At 37.8% G+C, this 23,057-nt stretch carries 22 protein-coding genes; 4 read left to right on the top strand and 18 right to left on the bottom strand.

Annotation, left to right across the window (positions count from 1 at the left end):
• Nucleotides 1-25: 25 nt before the first annotated feature.
• A complete protein-coding gene (locus KJS44_RS13230) occupies nucleotides 26-1,096 on the bottom strand; it encodes a tyrosine-type recombinase/integrase (protein WP_008690608.1) in 1,071 nt (356 codons plus the stop codon).
• A gap of 256 nt (nucleotides 1,097-1,352) precedes the next feature.
• Between KJS44_RS13230 and KJS44_RS13235 the strand changes: the two genes are divergently transcribed.
• Both KJS44_RS13235 and KJS44_RS13240 read left to right on the top strand, forming a co-directional pair.
• Nucleotides 1,353-2,159, top strand: coding sequence for a PTS sugar transporter subunit IIC (locus KJS44_RS13235; protein ID WP_008690607.1), 807 nt, complete (start codon nucleotides 1,353-1,355; stop codon nucleotides 2,157-2,159).
• Nucleotides 2,149-3,057: a PTS system mannose/fructose/sorbose family transporter subunit IID gene (locus KJS44_RS13240; protein ID WP_008690606.1), complete on the top strand. Its 909-nt coding sequence runs from the start codon at nucleotides 2,149-2,151 to the stop codon at nucleotides 3,055-3,057. The genes KJS44_RS13235 and KJS44_RS13240 overlap by 11 nt, the downstream gene beginning before the upstream one ends.
• Nucleotides 3,058-3,282: 225 nt before the next feature.
• Here KJS44_RS13240 and KJS44_RS13245 read toward each other — a convergent pair whose 3' ends face one another.
• The 4 genes from KJS44_RS13245 to agaB all read right to left on the bottom strand — a co-directional run bounded on the left by KJS44_RS13245 (nucleotide 3,283) and on the right by agaB (nucleotide 6,595).
• Complete coding sequence (locus tag KJS44_RS13245) at nucleotides 3,283-4,032, bottom strand: hypothetical protein (RefSeq protein WP_008690603.1); 750 nt, start codon at nucleotides 4,030-4,032, stop codon at nucleotides 3,283-3,285.
• Between the two features lie 348 nt (nucleotides 4,033-4,380).
• Nucleotides 4,381-5,250 (bottom strand): PTS system mannose/fructose/sorbose family transporter subunit IID, encoded by an 870-nt coding sequence (locus tag KJS44_RS13250; RefSeq protein ID WP_008690600.1) that lies wholly within the window; start codon nucleotides 5,248-5,250, stop codon nucleotides 4,381-4,383.
• Nucleotides 5,240-6,088, bottom strand: coding sequence for a PTS mannose/fructose/sorbose/N-acetylgalactosamine transporter subunit IIC (locus KJS44_RS13255; protein ID WP_008690598.1), 849 nt, complete (start codon nucleotides 6,086-6,088; stop codon nucleotides 5,240-5,242). The genes KJS44_RS13250 and KJS44_RS13255 overlap by 11 nt, the downstream gene beginning before the upstream one ends.
• Nucleotides 6,089-6,118: 30 nt before the next feature.
• Nucleotides 6,119-6,595, bottom strand: coding sequence for a PTS galactosamine transporter subunit IIB (agaB, locus tag KJS44_RS13260; protein WP_008690597.1), 477 nt, complete (start codon nucleotides 6,593-6,595; stop codon nucleotides 6,119-6,121).
• Between the two features lie 427 nt (nucleotides 6,596-7,022).
• Between agaB and KJS44_RS13265 the strand changes: the two genes are divergently transcribed.
• Nucleotides 7,023-8,195: an AraC family transcriptional regulator gene (locus tag KJS44_RS13265; protein ID WP_008690596.1), complete on the top strand. Its 1,173-nt coding sequence runs from the start codon at nucleotides 7,023-7,025 to the stop codon at nucleotides 8,193-8,195.
• 50 nt (nucleotides 8,196-8,245) lie between these two features.
• Here the strand turns inward: KJS44_RS13265 and agaF are convergent, their stop codons facing one another.
• Together agaF and KJS44_RS13275 are read right to left on the bottom strand one after the other, a co-directional pair.
• Nucleotides 8,246-8,674, bottom strand: coding sequence for a PTS galactosamine/N-acetylgalactosamine transporter subunit IIA (agaF, locus tag KJS44_RS13270; RefSeq protein WP_008690595.1), 429 nt, complete (start codon nucleotides 8,672-8,674; stop codon nucleotides 8,246-8,248).
• 18 nt (nucleotides 8,675-8,692) lie between these two features.
• Nucleotides 8,693-9,871 (bottom strand): SIS domain-containing protein, encoded by a 1,179-nt coding sequence (locus KJS44_RS13275; RefSeq protein ID WP_008690594.1) that lies wholly within the window; start codon nucleotides 9,869-9,871, stop codon nucleotides 8,693-8,695.
• Between the two features lie 317 nt (nucleotides 9,872-10,188).
• Here KJS44_RS13275 and KJS44_RS13280 point away from each other — a divergent pair, with 317 nt between their 5' ends.
• Nucleotides 10,189-10,737, top strand: coding sequence for a hypothetical protein (locus KJS44_RS13280; RefSeq protein WP_008690593.1), 549 nt, complete (start codon nucleotides 10,189-10,191; stop codon nucleotides 10,735-10,737).
• Nucleotides 10,738-10,965: 228 nt separating this feature from the next.
• Here the strand turns inward: KJS44_RS13280 and KJS44_RS13285 are convergent, their stop codons facing one another.
• The 11 genes from KJS44_RS13285 to uvrA form a co-directional block, all read right to left on the bottom strand.
• Nucleotides 10,966-11,880, bottom strand: a complete 915-nt coding sequence (locus KJS44_RS13285) for a GNAT family N-acetyltransferase (protein ID WP_008690592.1) — start codon at nucleotides 11,878-11,880, stop codon at nucleotides 10,966-10,968.
• A gap of 2 nt (nucleotides 11,881-11,882) precedes the next feature.
• Complete coding sequence (locus tag KJS44_RS13290; RefSeq protein ID WP_008690591.1) at nucleotides 11,883-12,185, bottom strand: AI-2E family transporter; 303 nt, start codon at nucleotides 12,183-12,185, stop codon at nucleotides 11,883-11,885.
• 91 nt (nucleotides 12,186-12,276) lie between these two features.
• Nucleotides 12,277-12,561, bottom strand: coding sequence for a helix-turn-helix domain-containing protein (locus KJS44_RS13295; RefSeq protein WP_008690588.1), 285 nt, complete (start codon nucleotides 12,559-12,561; stop codon nucleotides 12,277-12,279).
• A gap of 24 nt (nucleotides 12,562-12,585) precedes the next feature.
• The gene (locus tag KJS44_RS13300; RefSeq protein ID WP_008690586.1) at nucleotides 12,586-13,134 is read right to left on the bottom strand and encodes a thermonuclease; all 549 of its coding nucleotides are present in this window, start codon (nucleotides 13,132-13,134) and stop codon (nucleotides 12,586-12,588) included.
• 37 nt (nucleotides 13,135-13,171) lie between these two features.
• Nucleotides 13,172-14,110, bottom strand: a complete 939-nt coding sequence (whiA, locus tag KJS44_RS13305; RefSeq protein ID WP_008690584.1) for a DNA-binding protein WhiA — start codon at nucleotides 14,108-14,110, stop codon at nucleotides 13,172-13,174.
• A gap of 5 nt (nucleotides 14,111-14,115) precedes the next feature.
• Nucleotides 14,116-15,063 (bottom strand): gluconeogenesis factor YvcK family protein, encoded by a 948-nt coding sequence (locus tag KJS44_RS13310; RefSeq protein WP_008690583.1) that lies wholly within the window; start codon nucleotides 15,061-15,063, stop codon nucleotides 14,116-14,118.
• A 3-nt stretch (nucleotides 15,064-15,066) separates the two neighbouring features.
• Entirely contained in the window at nucleotides 15,067-15,921 is an 855-nt protein-coding gene (gene rapZ, locus KJS44_RS13315) for an RNase adapter RapZ (RefSeq protein ID WP_008690580.1), read from the bottom strand.
• An 850-nt stretch (nucleotides 15,922-16,771) separates the two neighbouring features.
• The gene (trxB, locus tag KJS44_RS13320) at nucleotides 16,772-17,695 is read right to left on the bottom strand and encodes a thioredoxin-disulfide reductase (RefSeq protein ID WP_008690574.1); all 924 of its coding nucleotides are present in this window, start codon (nucleotides 17,693-17,695) and stop codon (nucleotides 16,772-16,774) included.
• Nucleotides 17,674-19,146, bottom strand: coding sequence for a prolipoprotein diacylglyceryl transferase (gene lgt, locus KJS44_RS13325; RefSeq protein ID WP_008690572.1), 1,473 nt, complete (start codon nucleotides 19,144-19,146; stop codon nucleotides 17,674-17,676). The genes trxB and lgt overlap by 22 nt, the downstream gene beginning before the upstream one ends.
• A 10-nt stretch (nucleotides 19,147-19,156) precedes the next feature.
• A complete protein-coding gene (gene hprK / locus KJS44_RS13330; RefSeq protein WP_213540140.1) occupies nucleotides 19,157-20,101 on the bottom strand; it encodes an HPr(Ser) kinase/phosphatase in 945 nt (314 codons plus the stop codon).
• A gap of 14 nt (nucleotides 20,102-20,115) precedes the next feature.
• Nucleotides 20,116-22,929: an excinuclease ABC subunit UvrA gene (gene uvrA, locus KJS44_RS13335; protein ID WP_008690569.1), complete on the bottom strand. Its 2,814-nt coding sequence runs from the start codon at nucleotides 22,927-22,929 to the stop codon at nucleotides 20,116-20,118.
• Between the last annotated feature and the right edge of the window lie 128 nt (nucleotides 22,930-23,057).

Raw genomic sequence — 23,057 nt, forward strand, 5'->3', positions numbered from 1 at the left:
TTGGATAGCTAACATGTAGCTAACATTATTTTAAGGAGAAAATAGCCCTTCGCAATTGACCAATATCCTTATGCGTATAGATTTTTTCTGTTGTCGCATAGGAGGTATGACCAATCAAGCGCTTGATACTTGTCGCATTCGCACCAAAGTTTGACAGCCTTGTCGCAAAGGTATGGCGACAATCATGAGGCAAATGATTCATATCCAGCATATTCATGATCTTATCGAAGTAATTGTTACGATAGGCATGGTAATTGATCTTCGCCCCTGTTTCTAAATCACAAATTAGATATTCATTTCCCATATTGTAATAGTTTAATACATAATCCTGGATTCGCTCATGAATTGGTACGACACGATTTTTACCGGCTTCCGTTTTATTCCCACCGCGGATTGTCAAATTCTGTAAATCAACATCTTTGGTCTTGATCTGAAACAATTCGCTGACCCGAAATCCCGTGTAGATCATAATCAGAATCGTATCCACAAACGGTATATTATCATGTGCAAACAATACCTCAATCTCTTTTTCACTAAACGGCTTATGAATTTCCGGTGGCCGTTCTTTCTTATTGATCGTGACATATTTTGCATAATTCTTGTTTATGATATCGTTTTGTACGGCATATTCGCATACTAAAACCATCAGTGATTTTAATTTCAGATCACTAGCTACAGATAATTCACTTTCATCCATGATCCGCTGAAAGTGAATGGTCTTTAACTCTGATAACTTGCAATGCCAGATGGGTTCACATTTGGCATACGCTGCCTTATAGCCATTGATGGCATTTTGTGAGATACAGCGAAACTTCATACTTGACCATTCCTGATAAATCGTTTCAAACGTAATTGTCCCAAGCTTTTGAATTTCCTCAAATAATACCGGATTCTTGTTATAGTTCCAAAGTGAAAATTCCGCCATCTCCTGTGTTTCGTAATACCCAATGATCTTGCGCTTTTGTTTATAACCAGCATCATTGCTGTGACGCAATGAAATGGTTACACAAGCGACCCATGGTTTTCGTCGGTTTCCTTGCAGGCGATAGACACTCCCCATGCCATTCGCCTTTTTGATGCCATAGTTACCGCTCATCTTCAACACCTTCTTATACTTATTCCCTTTACATATTAACCTTACTATGTTATGCACATGAAAGCAACGCTTTCTTATAGCGTTACTAACACGTAGCTAACACTTTCACAAGTCTATAAAAATCATAATATCCCTTAATTTCAAGCCATTTTTTACTTTTTATACCTCATTCATAAATTACTTAAATAATAATTTAACAAGAATTTATTACAAAAGTGTTATTTAATGAAAAATTAAATAATGGAAGGAGAAACTTATGGACTTCAATATTATTGAATGTGTACTGCTGGCCATTGTAACGTTCATCTTTGCAATTGACCAGTTCTCATTAACAGAAATCGTATACCGTCCAATTATCGCTTGTCCTATCATCGGTCTGATCCTTGGAGATGTAAACATGGGTCTTATTATCGGTGGTACTTACGAGTTGATGATGATCGGTAACATGCCAGTTGGTGGAGCTCAGCCACCTAACGCCGTATTAGGTAGCGTTGTTGCTATGATCTTCGCGGTTAAGGCACACATGGATACAAACGCTGCATTAGGTGCTTGTATGATCTTCGCTACTTTCGGACAGTATGTAGTAACTGTAATGTTCACTATCATGTCTGGATTAATGGCTAAAGCTGACAAAGCTGCTGCTGAAGCTAATCCTAAAGGAATTACTGCTGTATTGAACATCTCTATGGCTGGTTTAGGCGGATTGTTTGCATTAATCGCAATCGTTGCTTATAGTGCTGGAGTTGGTATGTCAGATACATTGACTGAAATCTCTAAGAACGCTAGCTGGTTCATGGGTGGTTTAGGTGCTGCCGGTGGTATGATGCGTTTCGTTGGTTTCGCAATCCTGCTGAAAATTATGCTTTCTAACGATTTGTGGGGCTACCTGCTTGCAGGTTTCGCATTCGCATTGATCCTTGGAAACATTCCTGCAACTTCATCAGCTGCTCTGATCTTAGTTGCATTCATCGGTATCGCTATTGCATTGAATGACTTCTTAACAACATCAAAAATTAAAGAAAACGCTGGAAGCGGAATGGGAGGTATGAGTGATGGAATCTAATGCTATGACAACTTATAAAGACACTACCCCTGCTGCCAGAGTCGATAACAAAACATTAAATAAAATGGTATGGCGCTCTATGCAGCTGCAGGCAGCTTTCAACTATGAAAGAATGCAATCAGCTGGATGGCTGTGGGCTATGTTACCAGGTTTGCAGAAAATTCATACAAACAAAGATGATTTAGCTGCATCCATGACACACAACATGGACTTCTTGAACACTCACCCATTCGCAGTAACATTCGTTATGGGTATGGTTCTTTCTATGGAACAGCAGAAAATGGATATTCAGACAATCCGTTCTGTACGTATCTCTACTGCAGCTCCATTAGGTGGTATCGGTGACGCATTGTTCTGGTATACACTGATTCCTATCACTGCTGGTATGACTGCTAACATGGCAATCGACGGCAACATGATGGGACCAATCCTGTACTTCATCATCGCATTTGGTGCTGAAATGGCATTGCGTTATGGTTTAATGTACTGGTCTTATAACTTAGGTACAAAAGCTGTATCTATGATGACTGCTCATGCAAAAGAATTCACTCATGCAGCTTCTCTGCTTGGTGTATTCGTTGTAGGTGCTTTGATTTCTAACTATGGTGGCGGAACTCACTTAGGTATCTCTATCCCTAACGGACAGACTGTTGCTGAAGACGGAAAAACTATGGTTGACGTATTCATTAACATTCAGGAATACTTAGATAAGATCCTGCCTTGCTTAATTCCATTACTGTTCACTTTGATGTGCTACTTCTTGATCAAGAAGAAAAACTGGACTCCTACAAAATGTATCGGTTTATTCTTGGTTATCGGTATCGTTGGAGCTATCTTCGGTATCTGGGGTGGCGATTACACACCATTAGTACCAGTACCTTGGAATGTAGTTGCTTAATCTAAATTAAAATAGTAGATGGTGCTCTCTCAAACTAATAACTCTATCTACAATTGAGTTTAAAGGTCATTCGCAAGAATGGCCTTTTCTCATGCCAAGAACGAGCTTTGTTCTTTCTTACGATGTTGCATAGTGAACTCAATACGTTGAAACAAAAAGAAAAAACGTACCTTAGTAAGATACGTCAATTCTACGTCTATTCCATTGATGTAGGTGGTAAGAGAACTATTTTGCATCTTTTTTAGGAACCATACGATATCTTTCTACCATATCAATATCGGTATGAATTGCTACATCAGCTTTTCCATAATGCAAATAGGAGGAATTTCCATAAGTATCAATATACTGTTTGGCATCATCATAAAATAGATAAGATTCAGCCGTTTCAAAATTAAATAATGCATTATCGAAAGCATGCAATGCTTCTTCGATGGCATTTTCATGAAAGCATAATTTACCTTTTAAATAATATAATAAACCGGCATGGAAATCAGCACTTCGTATCTTGCAGATGTATTCATCAAGGGCAGTAATATCATGCAGACTGTTCTCTAATAATATTTGATAGGCGAGATCTGCTATTTGCAAGGTTTGTTCATCAGCACACGCATGCAATGCTTGTTGGTAGGCATTCGCAAACTCCGTATGCTTACATCGTAAACTGTGGTAATACCAAGGCTCTAATACACTTGCTGGATCTCCTTTTTTATATTGTGTGTGGGCAATCTTTGCAATCTGTTCTAGAAATTCGTTCTTTTTGCCTGCCATGAAATAAGCTTTCATCAGTAAACGATCTTTTTCCAAGGGGGATAATAATTTCTCAGCACCAGCGCCATTTAAGAGTTCTAAGGCATGCTGGTAATCTGCTCTTTGAAATGCTCCCTGTATGGCGATGATAGGAAACTGTTTGATGCGCCGATAGGTAAACCAGGCAACACCGCCACAGATTATGATAATGATACTTGCGGCACTCATAATAACACCTCTACTTTATTGTTTTCATTATAGCATGAATCACAAATATTTCGACTTTTTTCGAATCGTATATTTACAATTTCACAACTATAAGTGTATAGTAACTGTGTGTGATAATGTAGTCAATTCATTTTGACACCTCCTTTTGATTCAAAAGAAATCAAAAGGTTTTTTTATTACCTTTAATGAAACAGAACCATCTTCATAACTTACGATAACCTAATACATATAGGAACATCTTCCCTCTACATTAACATAGGAATGAAAAAACAGGTCACCCAAGTGGATGACCTGCATACAGATATCAATTGTACCTGTTTTAAGGTTTGAGAGAGCAATATTACTATTTTATGCGTGCCAAGGAACTGGAATTAATGCCGTATAAGCACCACCAGTTGCCCATACACCAAACATACATCCTACGATACCGATTACTAACAGCAGAACGATACATTTGATTGGTGTCCATTTTTTCTTCAACAGAGCATAGCACATTAAAGTTAATGCCAAAGGAATTACTTTAGGCAGGATAGAGTCTAACTGACCCTGTACATTTGTAGTTAATCCGCCTGAAGAGAAGACGATTTCTAAAGAAGTAGAACCCATGTTAGAAATCAAAGCACCAACGATGAAGATACCCATAACAGATGCAGCATGTGTAAATTCTTTCGCATGTTTTGTTAAAGAAGCTACAGCTGACATACCTAAGTTATAAGACCAGTACATCAAAGCGAAACGTAAAGCCATCTGTGCACCGAATACGATAACGAAGAACAGAATTGGTCCTAAGATATTTCCATTCTGTGCCTGGATAGCTGTAACACCAGCAACGATAGGTACAAATGTATACCAGAACAATGCGTCACCGATACCACCCAATGGAGCTGCAGTAGAGATACGTACAGAACGAATTGTCTGAATATCCATCTTCTGCTGTTCCATTGATAATACAATACCCATTACGAAGGTTACCAAGTAAGGGTGTGTATTAATGAAGTCCATATTGTGTGTCATAGATGCAGCTAAGTCATCTTTATTTGTATGAATTTTCTGCAAACCAGGTAACATAGCCCACAGCCATCCACTGGACTGCATTCTTTCATAGTTGAAACTTGCCTGCAGCATGGTAGACATCCAAACCATTTTATTTAATGTTTTTTTGTCAACTTTAGGAGCAGGTGTAAGATCTTTATATGTTGTCATTGTATTAGATTCCATCACTCATACCTCCTGCATTGCTACCAGCATTTTCTTTAATCTTAATATTGATCATGAAGTCGTAAATTGCGATACAGATACCAATGAATGCCAGCAATAATAATGCAACACCACTCATTGTTCCACTAGCAGCTACACTACCAGCTTCTGCATTAAATGCAAAGCCTGTAGGGATGTAGCTTAAGATGATTGCAGAAGCGAAACCTGCAAGCAGGAAGCCCCACAGATCGCTTGCCATCATGATCTTCATCAGGATAGCGAAACCGACAAACTTCATCATACCACCAGCAGCTGTTAAACCTGCTGTAAACCAAGAGTAATCTGTAGCAATCTGCTGCAGAGTGTCAGCCATAGCTGTTCCACCAACATAGCACAGGATAGAAATAACAGCGAACAGTGTTCCCAGGATTACCATTGAAATGTAGTTAACCTGTGCAATTCCCTTAGGATTTGCTTCTGCAGCTGCTTTATCAGCTTTTGACATAAGACCAGCCATGAATGTAAATACTAACGTAACAACATACTGACCGAAGATTGAGAAGATAACAGCTGTACCTAAAGCAGCATTAACTTCCATGTTAGCTTTGATAGCTAAGATACATCCGGCAACACCAGCGATGATTACGTTAGGTGGCTGAGCTCCACCAACTGGCATGTTACCGATAACCATGATTTCATACGTTCCACCAACTAAAAGACCGATTTCCATATTACCTAAGATTGCACCGATAATAGTACAAGAGATAATTGGACGATACAGTGTTTCAGTCAGAGAGAATTGGTCAATCGCAAAGATAAAGGTTACGACTGCCAACAAGATAATTTGAATAATATCCATGATAAATCTCCCTTCTGTTTAAGCGAATTCTTATTTAAATAATTTATCAATTGGTTCTGCAGCAATATCTGGAACTCGTTTGATTTCCAGTTCAACACCCAAGTCCTGCAGTTTTTTGAAAGTTGCAACATCGTCATCATTGACAGCAACAGAAGTAGCAACCTGACGTTTACCTTCTGCCATGTGCATGTTTCCAATGTTTACTTTCTTAATAGGAACTCCACCCTCTACTAATCTTAGTACATCCTGTGGAGTTTCACAGATGATAGCGATGTGCTGCTGTGGGCTAGCTTTACCGATGATGTTGATTGTCTTTTCGATACTGAAGTATCTTGTCTGTGCATAAGCTGGTGCAGCCATATTCATCAGACCCTGACGGAATTCATCACCTGCTACGGCATCGTTTGCCACTAATAATAAGTTAGCTCCAACGACTCCACACCACTGTGTTGCAACCTGTCCGTGAATCAGACGGTTGTCGATTCGTGTTAAAACGATATCTGGCATGTTTGCTCTCTCCTTTCTATCTGTTTAAACATGAACTAGCGGCAGCGCTTCATGATGAGGTGAATGCGCTACGTAAACCCTTTCAGTTCACTTAGATTTTATGCCAAAATGGATGTGATTTCTTTACACTTTTTATTAGTGATTTTGCACTTTTTAGCAATTACGCCCATTTTCATCTACTAATTAATGCAAATAATCAGAAATATCCATACATTTCGCAAAAATTTACATACGTACTTACTTTTGGGAAAAAATGTGATAAAAGTAATTGACATATGACATTTTATTCATCGATTATCACATAATGTAAACACTTACATAAAACAGGCGAGTTTCTCTCACATTTTTATCCATATTCTTTTCTCATTAATTTCTTTTCTGGATGCGCAAAATTTGCTATACTATTCATAAAAGAGGTGAACTTCTCATGTTTAACAAAACAACTAGTTTTATTTTTAACAAATATGGGGAAATCGTAAATGATTTGACTCGCCGTCAAAGCATCAAAATGACACACTCTGTATTAAAATTGAAGGATAAAGAATTCACATCTTATTATACATATAATAGTGATGTGTATGTGAAGGTATTATCGGGTATCGTCATGCTCGTAGTCAGCAAAGATGAAAAAGCAGAAGAATTTGAACGTTTTGTCATCCACCGCTTTATTAAAATAAAAAAAGGTGTGAAGTTTAATTTCATCACGATCACCCAGACTTCCAAGGTTGAATTAGAAACTGATTTTAAAGCGAAAAAGACCTATGTAAAAACATATGATGGAAATCCTATCAGTTATGAACCTATCATTCCAACCTTTTCAGTAAAAGAAATTCTTGGTTATTACTATCAGGTCCGCAATGCCAGCTACACCTTTCCCGGTGAACAACATAATTATTGGGAACTCACTTTTATTGATAATGGAGAACTAGCAACAACCGTTGATGATGAAGAATATCGTTTAGACGAAATGGATCTGATTTTATATGCGCCGGGACAGTTTCACACACAAAAAACAGGAGATGCCCAGTCATGCAGTTACTTAACGATCCTCTTTGATATGGACATTCCGGATTCTTATTTAATTACAAATCGTGTTTATCACGCTCATCGTGATATTCACAATGCCCTGAATAATTTCATCAAGGTTTCTAATAATGAAATGCTTTATGACAGTGAATTGATGATTTGTTATATAAAAGAATTATTGATTAAAATCCTCCAATATGATTTCTTATCCAGTTCTCCGGTAGCATCTACCCCTATGCAGCAGCGCTTTGAAAATGAATTACTGAATGAAATTGTCATTTATATCAACGATACGATTTATGAACAATTAACCATTGAAGAAATTTGTAATCGTTTCTCCATATCACGTTCCAGTCTGCAAACGTTATTTAAAAACAACTTAGGAACGGCACCTAAACAATATATCAGTGATTTAAAATTAAAGAAAAGCAAACTATTGATCAAAGAGAGTGTATATACGATCAGTGAGATATCCAGTATGTTGGGATTTACCTCAATTCACTATTTTTCTCGCAAATTCAAACAACAATTCGGTATTACACCAACAGATTATGCAAAAACCATTTACAATTAAAGCATGAAAAAAACCGCATTGCATGCGGTTTTCTTATATATTATGATTTTTTAGATGCCGTCTGAAGATTCTTCCTGAACAACTGGTTTAAATTCATAACGAACTACCTGATCTTTTCCTGTGTTCATAGCCATTTCTGTTAAAGCCCCTAAGTCTTCAATGAAAGAGCGGCCCATATTCACTTCGATCAGCATAGGCAGGTTAGTACCAGCTAACACTTCAACATTACCTCTTGGATATCCAACCATTACAGCTGTTTTGAAAGGAGAACCTCCACCAAGATCAGAAAGTACCAAAATACCATCACAATCTTTTAAGGAATCTAAAGCTTTAGTTAATTCTCTTTCTAAATCTTCTACTGAATATTCCTGTGGAAAGTCAACAGCTACATAGTTTTGTGGATCACCAGCAATTAATTTCAAAGAGCTAGTAAGACCTGTTGCGAAATTTCCGTGTCCGGTTACGATTAATCCTATCATGTTATTTACCTCCAACAATTATTTCTTTGTATATGGGTGCAAGATGACACCTTTTACTACACGGTTAACTTCTCCTGTAGGACATGGATTGTCTGGAGTAGAACCATATGCTAATGATTTGAATAATGCTAAAATCTGCGCAGCTACGATGTAGTTGAATCCTAAGAATGCATTGTCATGTTCATTTTTCAAGTTGCAAGCATATGCATAATCAACTAATTCAACGATTTCTTTATCTTCTTTATTCATGATCGCAGCAATTTTATTGCCTTTACGCTGTGCGCTCATTTCTTTGATCAAATCCACTTCATACTGGCGAGTATATGGATCATCACTAACATAAACAACTGTTAATGTTTCATCATTGATGATTGATTTAGGTCCATGACGGAATCCCATTGGCGTATCAAACATTGTAGCAACTTTACCTGCAGTAAGTTCCAACATTTTCAGCTGACTTTCCTGAGCGATACCTTTTAAGCAGTTTGCTCCAAGGTAAACGATACGGTTGAAATCAAATCCATCAGCGATTTCTTTAAATGTATTCCAATCATTTGCGCAAGTATTTTCAGCAGCTGTGATAACATCTTCTAATTCTGCTTTTACTTCATCCAGATTATCCAAGCTGAAGCATAACAGCGTTGCTAACATCATGTTAGAGAAACTGCTAGTCATAGCAAAGCTTTGATCGTGTGTTTCTGGAGTTAAATTGATAGCATATGCATTATCACGTTTTGCAGCTGCTTTACTCAAAGCTCCTTCTGCATTACAAGTGATGAATAAGTGATATACATTCTTACCGCATACTTCATCCGCAACATCAACAGCACCTACAGATTCTGGTGAGTTACCACTTCTTCCATAAGATACTAACAGGGTTGGTTTGTCTTGAGATAAATAAGCTTCTGGAGTTGCAACAATATCGGTTGTTCCATAAGATTTTGTTTTGTAATTTGTACGTCTTGCAACATACGTATAAATAGAGTTACCAACAAATTCACTTGTTCCGGCACCTGTCAGAATGATGTCATAATCTTCATTCTTTGTAACATTTTCAATAAATGCCTTTAATTCATCTTTGCTGTCTTCGATCTGTTTGATGGTTTTTCTCCACGTTGCCGGCTGCTGGTTAATTTCCGTTGCAGTGAAGGTTCCCTTCAAACTTTCCCACTGTGCTGAGTCTTTTCCAAAAATCATGTTTCATCGCTCCTTTTCTGAATTTTGAAATCCTTTTCATTACGACTTCATTATATCTCACGATAGTAAAAAAAACAACGCACTGTGCATAAAGTTGTTAAAATGTGCAAAAACCTCACTAATTTTCGATATTGCCTTTTTTATAGCGTTAATTATCCGCTGACAGCCTTAATAAATGTGAAAGAAGCGGATTCTGATATGGGATAAGAAAATAGGCATGCGATGCTTTAAAAAGCATTATTTTCTTTGTATTTCTTTCTTTTAAGGTAGACGAACTTCTTGTTTCCATATATAATAAGCGTTAGAGGTGATTTTTAATGGCTATAAAAGGCAGAAAAACCGCGATGTCAGCAGAAGACAATAAAATAGGCGGTCTTAATGTATATCATGATGAAAAAGGACGTCCGGTATATCTTAACCGTATGAATCATGTAGGTTATGTGTTAACAGATAAAACCAAACCATTCCGTACCTATAGTTCGCGTTTCTTTATCGGTGGCATTGCCGCAATCTTTGCATATATGTTTGAGCTTCCTTTGATTATGTGTATTTTCTTAGGTATTGCAGCATATGCGCTCATGGAATTCAAATTCCGTAAATTCCTGCAGACTTTGCCACAGATACCAAATTTCAAACCGGTTAATCACATGGGAACGATACAATCAGAAGCAAATTTAGATGCGAAAAAAATTGTCATCAAAATCTTTTTATTTATCGCTTTATCTGTATTGCTAATCATCAATGCATATCAGCAAGGGTATGAAGGTGTCATCCTGTATCTGAATTGGGCAATTGCCGTTGCCGCTGCTATCATGTGTATAATTGAAATCAGAGCGTTTCTATTCAAGAAAAACAACGTTGGTTAAGAAAAAAAACTGTAATCAAAAGATTACAGCATAAATTCATTGGGAAAGAAGAGAATTCTAAACGGCTATTCAGCCATGTATAAGAATTCTCTTTTTATTTCTTGATTTCGCAAAACAATCTTTTTAAAGCATACGGTATATTACAAAAAAAGCTAAAGATGTTATTTTCATCCTTAACTTTCTAAATATCTTTTGCTTAGGCATCTGCCAGTTTTACACTTGACTACCTTAATAATACTCATGCAGCCATAATGGCTTTTTTAAAATGGCATACGCTTCTTTGGGCGTTTTTGCTTTGGCATTAAACAGCTTATTGAACAATGGATAACTGTTAATGCGGGCCATCATAAAGGCTGAACGTTTAGGTATCGCCAAGGTAAAGATTTTTTCAAGTTTTTCACTTTGACTGACTTCCACGATAATAGCCTCATGATCACCAAGTATCTCTTTCATCATTCGCTGTAAAGCAATCGACTCCATATAAACAGCCTCTTTCACAACAAGATCATTTTTCTGCATTTGATAAATCAAATACCCGCAAAGCGTTCCATGCGCATCACGATATGTTACCAACTGCTTAATTCCCAGAGTCAACTCTTTTAACAATGTTTCATAATAGGCCACATCTCGTTCATAATATCCATCAAAATGACGGATAAATTGCCGATACGCCTTTAACAACTCTTTTGCTTCAGCCTCATGTGCCACTCGCAGTGGTATGATCTTATTAAGGTATTCCCTTTGAATGAGATATTGTTTGCGTTCATATAGTACCTGAAAGCCAAATTGTTCATATAGTCGCGGATTGAATGCTTTCACCAATGTAATTAAATGGTTATGACTCGCCTCATCCAATGCACTGTTCATCAATTCACGCATATGTCCGCGGCGGCGATAATCGGGTAATGTGCTAACTCCTAATATATAAGAGATATTCAATAATTTACCTTGAAACCGCATGACGTGTGTATTCATTTGCAGACTGGAGATAATACGATGATCCTGTTCCTGTACCAAACAAACACCTTCATCAAATAAATGACGGAAATAGAAGCTTAAATAATTACGATTTTGACTTGGATAGGCATGTTTCCATAATTCATAAACCTCAGATTTGTCGTCTCTTCCAGCTTCCTTTACCATGCTTACCACGCTCCATTATCATCTTTTTCTTCCGTTTCTGTATATTCAACATCAATGATATCATCTGTATCACTTGTTCTACGCTGATTGTCATACCTACGATAGTCTTGAAAATCCTCTTGATCATAAGAATCCATATCATCTTCAAACTTTTCCATGTTTTTTTGGATTTTATGTTTCATATATAAAATATAGAAAAATAATGCCAAGACGATGAATAGAATAATCGGTAAAACAATTGGTAAAATCATAAAGAATACATAAAGCAATAAAATAGCTACGATAATATAGATAAGAATGTCCATGATATTCCTCACTTTCATTAAAATATTACAGATTCATTATAATATAAAATCTTTGTTCTGTATATGAAAAGAGGGATTTCTCCCTCTTCTTCTATAATAAGTCTTTTTCGTGTACACCCAATGCTCTCGCAATTGTTTCCACTACCCGCAGCGACACATTCCGAACACCACGCTCAATGTCGGAAATATAATGTTGATGAACATGGCAGAGGGCTGCCAGTTCTTCCTGCGTCAAATGTCGCTGTTTTCTCAAAGAACGCACATTGCGTCCAAAGCGGGCTTCAATACGCAGTCGTTGATCTCCTCTACACTCTTTTTGCCGTCTTTCCAGCTCCTTTTTCGAAACATTGGGGGTACGTGCAATGTATGCCTGCATACACGCTTCCCACCTTTCTAGGTTCTATTGTATCATATTTTTATGACGTAAAGACGACTTTTTCGCTTTTTTATGAAAGCCATAATAGAGCAGCATACCTAACCATAAAAGAGTACATATTCCAAGATATATAGGCCCCTGAAAAGGATAACGTTTATGTTTTTTTTCTATCGTTGGTTTTGCCATCGTCTGTGTTGTTTTTGTTTCTGCTTTCTCCATTTGTTCCTCATATACATATTCAGGATTGCGTATTAATATATAAGCAAGACCCTGTGAAAGCAATTCTTCTTGTATAAGCGTTCCATCCGCAAACAGATATACACTTAACTTTTCATTAATTTGTGTCGTAGGATCTATTTCCATTGTTACATGATCTGCCTCCATTAAAATAGAACAGGTTTTCTTCCAAGCATTCTCATTTTTTAAATGGATATTAAATAAAGAAAGATTTAATTTACTTCCTTGACTCTCTGCTATGATCTGATCTTTTTGGCAGTCACTAATTTGTACTTCATAAGGCGTATTATGTAGAAAAGGAAAAAGTGCAGCTATTAGTATCATGAAGATTTTCATATCATCACCCTTTTTAGTCTGCACTTTTCTATTTAATTTATACCTTGCGGTACTGGTCGGCCATTTCCTTTAATTTTGCCAAGCGATGTTTCATGCCCGATTTCGATATGGTTTCATCATATACATCTGCGCAATAATCACATAGCTCTAAAAGGCTAGCTTCCGGTAATTCCTTTCGCGCATAAGCAGCATGCTGAAGCTTTTCAGGCAATGCCTCTAAACCACGATAATTTTCAATCCATTGAATATCTTCCAATTGTTTTTTTCCCGCTGCCATACTTTTCATCTCATTTGCCAGCTCACAATTATCCAAACGTGTCAATGAGTTCATGAAATCTCGTTGAATACGACTATCTTCAAACGTAAAGACTGCATCACTTGCGCCGATATAACGAAGAAAATCACCAATCTTATCACTAGCCTTTAGATAGATTACATCTTGATTGCGGCGTTTGATATATTTTGCCGGCAAATCAAAGCGGTTCATCAGCTTTTGAATAAACTTTGCCAACCCTTCATTGTTGGTACTAATTTCTAAATGATAATTTGCTTTATTCGGTGAATTAACGCTGCCTCCAGCCAAGAAAGCTCCTGCTAAATATGCTCTGGCACAGCATTCTTTACGCAACATACGGCTAGATGGATGAGCCTGCAAACCTTTTTCGGTGAATATTTCCAAATCCTTTAAGATTTCCATTGCTTTATTTTCCACACGTATCACATAGATATTATTTTTTTTCAGTTTCATCTTTTTGATAACAGAAAGTCGTGTAGTTACATCATAACGTTCTTTCACCAATTTATAGATACGTTTCGCCGTTGTGGGATTTTCTGTTTTAATTGTCAGATGCACCCCATCACTAGTGAAATTCATCGTTGAACACATTTGTAAAACAGCGCTCAATTCTGCTTTCATACAGCAAGGATGCAACTCATTCGCCGCTATTTCCGATTTAACTTCCGTCGTAAAAGACATCTACATCATCCTAACTCTTTTTCTATAACTTCCTGAATTACATCTCTAATCTTATCTGAATCATGACGAATCAGCTGATCTTCAAAACTTAAGACATCACGATATAATATTTCATAATCATGCTGCTCTTCCTTTACCTTGACCGGTTCACTTCCCATAGCTAAATATTTATCAAGTAATTCTTTGCTGACAACATTATTATGCGTAATGACAATATCTACGGCATCCGCAAAGGAATGACGCTGTAAAGCCCGAATATGATCTTCAACTGAGAAATGATCTGTTTCTCCCGGTTGTGTCATCGCATTACAGAAATATATCTTTTTTGCTTTATTTCTTTTTAATTCATCCACCACACCATTGACAATCAAATTAGGCATAATGCTTGTATACAAGCTGCCAATGCCGTAGAAAATGATGTCCGCTTCATGAATGGCTTGTAGAGCTTCTCTAGTAGCTTCAACATCATCTTGATAAAAAACCTTTTCAATACGGTTGGAAAACTTAGGGATATTACTTTCACCGCGAACAATCGTTCCATCTTCCATAATAGCGTAAAGCGTAATGACCTGTAAAGAACTCGGTATGATATTTCCACGCACTTTTAAGAATTTTGAAAAGGCACGGATGGCCTCCATAAAACTACCGCTTGTCTGTGTTAAAGCAGTCAAAATCAGATTGCCTAAATTATGACCGCCGACATCACTGTCATCCCCGTCAAAGCGAAAATTCATCAGCGAGGTAAACATCGTTTCTTCCTCTGCCATAGCACACATCACACTGCGGATATCCCCCATAGCGGGGATATGAAATTGTCTGCGAATACGACCTGTACTGCCACCATCATCTGCGACGGTCACAATAGCGCTCAGGTTAATGTCAGGAATCTGTTTTAACCCTCTCAGCATAACCGATAACCCAGTGCCCCCGCCAATGACTGCTACATTTTTCATAGTTTAACCCACTTTCTTATCACGGTGTGATTTATAACAGGTATATTGATCACGATAATGAGAATACAGCCAATTGGTAATTGTCACACTACGATGATGCCCACCGGTACAACCGATCGCTACCATAATGTGACTCTTATTTTGGTTTTTATATTGTGTGAAAACAAAATCTAAAAAGTTTTTTAAATGTCGGACATATTCTTTTGTCTGATCAAAACTCATCACATAATCATAAACCGGTGCATCATCACCCGTTTGTTTCTTCAGTTCCTCTATATAATATGGATTTGGTAGGAATCTGACATCAAAAACTAAATCTGCATCCATAGGAACTCCGTGTTTATAGCCAAAGGATACAAACGAAATAGAAAAGACACGGCGACTGTCTAACGCCAGCTTTTCCATCAACATGCTCTTTAATTCATGTTGATCCAATTTCGTGGTATCAATATGCATGATGGCATGTTCGCTTAAGGCATCAAACATATCGCGTTCCAATTCAATTGCCTCTTCTAAGGTTTTGGCCTTATGAAAGATGATCATGGGATGATGACGTCTTGTAAATTTGTAGCGCAATAGTAACTTCTCATTGCTGGCATCTAAAAAAACAATATGAATATTCACATCGATATTCTCAAAATACTGTAAAAATTTAGGATAATCCATTGCTGTTGTTGCCAAGGCAATGTTTTTATAGCGTGGATCCGGTTCGGTGTTGATAATTTTTCCCAGTGATGCAATTAACTGTACAGGGAAATTATCAATACAGTGATACCCCATATCTTCCAGAATACCCATGGCAGTCGTTTTACCTGCTCCAGACATCCCGGTTATTAACACAACATTCTGTTCATTCATCTGTATCACCTCGCTATAAGTTTACCACAGCGAGCACACATTCGCTACTTTTTCTCACAAAAGAATCCTCTTTCCCTAATCATAAAAAAGAAGCTGTTTCCTTCTTAGTAATCGGATAAAATCAATTACACGTAACAGCTGCTTTTACTGATTTGCTCTTTATCGAAAATGATATTTATTCTTGCTTTTCACTCAACTCTCCGCTTTTCATAATTAAAACTTTGTCGCAAAGGCAATCAATATCTTCTTTATTGTGACTGGCAATAATAATTATGCATCCCGCATCTCTTAGTTTTTTGAATAAATCTCTAATTCGATAAATACTAATCTCATCCAATGCATTTGTAGTTATGCAACAATGTTTCTACACGATAGAATTTTACAATCATGAAAACCGTTTTAATCACATTCGCAGTTAAGGCCATAATGAATGAACACCCTACAAGCGCCGGGAGGCATTTTTTGAAATATTGTGTTCTTGTCATACGCGTTATTTCAAATGATTTTATTGGTGGGATAAAAATTAATATAAATAAAAGAAACATCAAAATATCTCTTGTGAAAAGACTTGGATCTAATCCTGTAAATATATTAATTTCGTGTTCACTTAATACTTCTCCATAAATTCTATAAAACACAAGATGCCATCTTGTAATTAAAAACAGAATATAAAAAATATAGGTAACTGTAAAAGTACTTATTTGTCTTTTCCACATTTGGTTTCACCTTTCTTCCTGTAAGAAAACTATAGCACAAAAAAAGCGATTCTTATGGTGATGTCTGAAATAAGGATATTCTTGTCTTAAATAAGAAAAGTCATATCTTTTTTACGGATATGACTTCTTTACCATTATAAACCTTTTATAACATGAAAGGCATGCTGTGCCGCAATTGCACCATCATTGGTTGCCGTTACAACCTGACGTAATTGTTTTTCAATCACATCACCTGCACCGTAAATACCTTTTACCTTTGTTTCACAGTTCTCGTCCACAACCATATAACCACGTTCATTTAGTACAGGCAAATCTGCTAAGAAAGAAGTTGCCGGATCTAAACCAATATATGGGAAAATGCCATGTGTCTCGATTGTTGTTTCAATACCTGTATCAACATTTCTTACTTTTAATCCAACCACTCGATTTCCATCATCTATAACAGCAATTGGAATGTGTTTTGGAATGACATGGATTTTAGGATTCTCTCTAATTGCTTTTTGTACGATACTGTCTGCCCGAAATACATCTCGACGAATTATGATATTCACGCGGTTTGCAAATTGCGTTAAGTAATTTGCCTCTTCTAAAGCCGAATTACCGCCACCGATGACACAAACTTCCTGATTGCGGAAAAATGCCCCATCACACACTGCACAATAGGATACACCACGTCCGATATTTTCTGCTTCGCCTGGAATCTTCATCATACGCTCCTGTGTTCCGGTTGCGACAATAACAGCCTTTGCTTCATATACCTCACCATCATCACAGATAACTTTCTTATAATCTCCTGCATCTTCTACCTTGATAACATTTCCATACAGATATTCTGCACCGAATGCCGTAGAATGTTCAAACATATCACTAGCCAGTTTAGCACCGTTTGTTTCTATGGTTCCCGGCCAGTTACTGATTTCATTTGTCTTTACTAACTTACCTCCGGGGGCTCCCATCTCCAGCATAGCCACTTGTAAGCCGGCACGGCTTCCATAAATAGCAGCACTCATTCCCGCAGGGCCAGCCCCGATGATAACTAAATCGTAACGTCGCTCCATTCGTGATCCTCCTTTACCAAATTGATGATCTCTGTCATGTCATGTATTATAGCACAAGGTTTTTCTGCTTTCATCTCTTCTGCTCTTACCTCTTCATATACAAATGCGACGGAATAAGCAGCCATCTTCTTACAAGCCTGTATATCGGTCGGAGAATCTCCTATGTAAATAACATCATCGTGCGGCACATGGAGTTTTTCACATGCTTCCAAAATACCAACTGGGCTTGGTTTGGGCTCGCTGATTTCTTCACCACCTAAGATGACCTCAAAATATGCTTCTAAATCAAATTGCGCTAACCCCATCTTCACGATATCCAACAGCTTATTCGACATGACTGCTAAAGGATAATCATGTTCCTTCAGATAGGCAAGTGTTTCTTTCACATGCGGTATTTCCGTTACATATTCATCATGATGTGCATGATTAAACGCACGATAATAGGCAATGATTTCATCAACTTTTTCGGCATCAAAATAACGTAAAAACGATTCTTTTAATGTCGGCCCTAAGAAGGAGTGCAATTCCTCATCCGTTAAGGTATGCTCTGGCAGATACTTTTTAAATGTATGGCGAAAAGAAGCAAAAATAAGTGCTTTTGTATCAACAAGCGTACCATCTAAATCAAAGATAATAGCAGGCTTACGGCGCTTAAATGGCCAAATGTTTTTAAACAGGCGATCAAAGACACCAAGTATACCTAAGACACCTAATACGACCCCAAGCAAAGACACGACTTGTGCGATACGTAAAGGTCCAAGCATTAAAGAGTCGGTTCTCATTCCTTCCACAAAGAAGCGTACCATACCATACCATGCCAAATAGGCAAAGGCCAGATCACCACGTTTTCTTCTGCCATATTTTTTATAGACAAAGGTAATCAAAAGGAAGCCGACGATATTACCGACACTTTCAAACAAAAAAGTTGGCTGACGATAATATCCGTCAATATACATCTGATCTTTTATAAAGGAAGGCCAATGGGCATAAAAGTCACCACTGACAATTTGTCCATAGGCTTCTTGATTCATAAAATTACCCCAACGACCAATCGCCTGAGCTAGCATTAAATTAGGAAATATAGCATCTGCAATGCGCAAACCATCTATCTGATGACGATGGAAATACCAGACACCAAATAAAGTTCCGGCGATTACTCCACCATGAATCGCCAATCCACCTTCCCATATATAAAAAGCGGAAATAGGATCTGCAGCATATAGATTATTCCATTCAAAAATCACATAATACAATCTTGCCCCAACGATGGCAATCGGCAGCATTAGCAGGAAAAAATTTTCAAATATTTCTTCTTTATAGCCCCATTTGCGAACTTGGCGTAAGGTCAGATAATAAGCTACAAAGGCACCTGTCAAAATGATAATGGCATACCAAGTTATCTGAAACCCACCTATGGCAATAAAAGTTTTCATATCAGGAAAAAACGTCATAACACCCCTCCTAGTTCTCTTGCTTATTGCGTTCAATATAATCTAAAACGCATTGTTCAAATTCTTTTGCGCTGTCCATACCCATTTCACTCAACATGAAGTTGGTCACGGCAGATTCAATAATCACTGCCATAGAACGTCCTTCACGCACAGGAACAACGATTTTCGGTATTTCTACGCCGAGGATGTTTTCGTGTTTTTTATCTTCTATGCCAACACGATCATAATCCTGATCAGGATCCCATGGTTCTAAAGTAACCTGAAAGTTGATTTCTGTTTTTGGCAATACCGAACTTACTCCAAACATGCGTGCCACATTAATTACACCAATACCACGGATTTCCAGCATGTCTCTTAATAATTCCGGTGATTTACCAATAATCTTATTATGAATACGATAACAATCCACACGATCATCCGCAACTAATAAATGTCCGCGTTTGATCAATTCCAAAGCAATCTCACTTTTTCCCATGCCACTTTCACCGCGAATGAGCACACCTTTTCCATAAATGGATAACAAACCGCCATGCAGACATTCACTGGTTGCCAGTTGTTCATCCAGAAAAGCCACCATATCGACGATTAACCGCCAAGTCGGTGAAGCAGAGCGAAAGATCGGAAAATTCTTTCGCTTTGCACATTTTCGTAATAATTCCGGGCATTCATGATTTTTTGTGATAATCAATGCTGGAGTTGCTTCATTGGTAATAAAGTCAAAGGATTTTCGCTGTTTTGCGACGCTCATCGTCTGAATATAAGCGATTTCCTTATCGCCTAATACCACCAGTCGCTTTACTTGACTGTTTTCAAAAAATCCTGCCAATTCAAGACCGGGACGATTTGTATCCGCGATGGAAATCGGGCGATCCAATGATTTATCATTTCCGGTAATCTGTTCAAAGTTAAATGCTTCCACTAAACGACGTACCGGGCAGCTGATTTTTTCTTCCATGATGACATCCTTTCCTACAGAACTTTTTTCAGATATTGTCCTGTATAGCTATTTTCCACCTGTGCAACTTCTTCCGGCGTCCCACATGCAATGATCGTTCCACCTTCATCTCCGCCTTCCGGACCAATATCGATCACATAGTCAGCTGATTTGATAACATCGAGATTATGTTCAATAACCAAAACAGTATCTCCATTGGATACAATGCGCTGTAATACTTCTAATAAACGTTTAACATCATGACTATGTAAACCTGTCGTTGGTTCATCCAACACAAACAATGTCTTACCGGTAGCCTTACGCTGTAGTTCACTTGCTAATTTCACACGCTGTGCCTCTCCGCCGGATAATGTAGTTGCACTTTGCCCCAGCTTAATATAGCCAAGACCGACATCTTTTAAGGTTTGCAGCTTATGTTTTATTTTATGCATATTTGCGAAAAAGTCAATTGCCTCTTCCACACTCATTTCCAAAACATCATAGATGTTTTTTCCCTTATAAGTAACCTGTAAAGTTTCATCATTATAACGCTTACCGCCACATTCTTCACAAGGTACATAAACATCTGGCAAGAAATGCATGGAGATACGTAGGATACCATCTCCCTGACATGCCTCACAACGTCCTCCTTTTACATTAAACGAGAAACGTCCCTTATCATAACCACGCATCTTTGCTTCCGGTGTCTGTGCAAACAGGGCACGAATATCATCAAAGACTCCGGTATAAGTCGCTGGATTACTTCGTGGTGTACGACCGATTGGGTCCTGTGAGATATCAATAATTTTATCAATGTTCTTAATACCTTTGATTTTCTTATGCTTTCCTGCTTTGATACGCGTTCTTCCTAATTCATGCATGATGCCCTTGCTTAAGACTTCATTCACTAGTGATGATTTCCCACTGCCACTGACTCCGGTAACAACAATAAAGGTTCCTAAAGGAAATTGCACATCGACATTTTTCAAGTTATTTTCACAAGCACCGATGACCTCTAACTTTTTCTTATTACCTTTTCGTCGCTCACTTGGTACTTCAATTTTCATCTTACCACTTAAATACTGACCGGTAATGGAATTAGGATCCGCCATTACTTCTTCCGGTGTTCCGGCAGAAACAACTTGTCCGCCATGAATTCCGGCACCCGGACCGATATCGATGATATAATCACTTGCCCGCATAGTATCTTCATCATGTTCAACAACAATCAAGGAGTTTCCAAGATCTCGCATATCCTTTAACGTATTGATCAAACGATCATTATCACGCTGATGCAATCCGATACTAGGCTCATCCAGCACATATAATACCCCACTTAAGTGAGAACCAATCTGCGTTGCTAACCGGATGCGCTGTGCTTCTCCACCGGATAAAGTACCTGCTAAACGATCTAAGGTCAGATACCCCAAGCCGACATTATTCAGGAAACTCAAACGTTCACGAATTTCTTTTACAATTAATTTGGCAATTTCTTCTTCCTGTTTTGTCAGTGTTAATTCTTCCATAAAGACAGCTGCCTGACGCACTGACATCGTCGTCCATTCATAAATATTAATGCCGCCGACACGCACGCTTAAAGCCTGTTCATTTAAACGTCGCCCGCCACAGGTCGGACATGGTGCTTCTGCTAAGAAAGTCGCATACCATTCCCGTGACATCTGTGAACTGGTTTCCATATAACGTCGTTCGATTAAAGTACATACACCTTCGATAAACTCCGTTTTTTTCATCACATTCCCACTGCGTGATTCAAGTTTATAAGAGATCAGATCTTTAGAACCATACAAGACAATATCCAATTCTTTTTTGGTAAAATCTTTGATTGGTTTATCAATACTGATATCATAATAGTTTAATAAAGCCGCAAATTTTTGCCATTCCAGATTTTCCGTATTGACAATATTCTTATAATAAACGATACCACCCTGACGTATGGATTTTGTACGATCCGGTATCAGATATTCAACATCAACCTTTTGGGTAATACCTAACCCTTTACATGTATCACATGCTCCAAAAGGCGCATTGAAAGAAAACAATCGAGGTTCTAGCTTAGGAATGTTAAATCCACAATATTTACAAGAATAATTACTGGAAAACAAGACTTCTTCATGGTTATACGTGACGATTGCCAAGCCATCACTCATCTTTAATGCCGTTTCTAATGAATCATGCAACCGTGAACGATCGCTTCCTTTTACGATACGATCAATCACAACATCAATATTATGTTTCTTATTTTTCTCTAATGCCTCGACATCTTCCAATAGCTTCATTTCACCATCAACTCGCACGCGAAGATACCCTTCTTTACGTAAATGGTCAAATAAATCCTTATGCGTTCCTTTTTGACCATGGACGGCCGGTGATAAAATCGTTAAACGTGTCTTATCTTCCAGCTCCATGATTTTATCTACCATCTGTTTAATTGTCTGAGATGTAATAGGTTCATTATGCGTAGGACAATATGGTACACCGATTCGGGCATACATCAAACGCAAATAATCATAAATCTCCGTTACGGTTCCAACCGTTGATCGCGGATTATTACTCGTCGTTTTCTGATCGATGGAAATGGATGGGGATAATCCTTCAATAGAGTCTACATCCGGTTTTTCACTATTGCCTAAAAATTGACGGGCATAAGCACTTAAAGACTCCACATAACGTCGTCTTCCTTCGGCATAAATCGTATCAAATGCCAAAGATGTTTTTCCTGAACCGGATACTCCGGTCATAATGACAAATTTATCGCGTGGTACCTTAATATCGATATTTTTTAAATTATTCTCACGGGCACCTTTTATATCTATATAATCATGGCTCATATTTCTACCTCCAAACAACTACTATTATACATTAGTATGACCTTTTCGCCTAACTTTTCGCATTCTGAATCGCATTATTTTAAAAAAAAATAAAAAATTTGAAAGGTTTTATAAAATAGCATCGTGTT

This window comes from Longicatena caecimuris, from assembly GCF_018406465.1.
In the GTDB taxonomy this organism is placed as follows: Bacteria; Bacillota_I; Bacilli_A; order Erysipelotrichales; family Erysipelotrichaceae; genus Longicatena; species Longicatena caecimuris.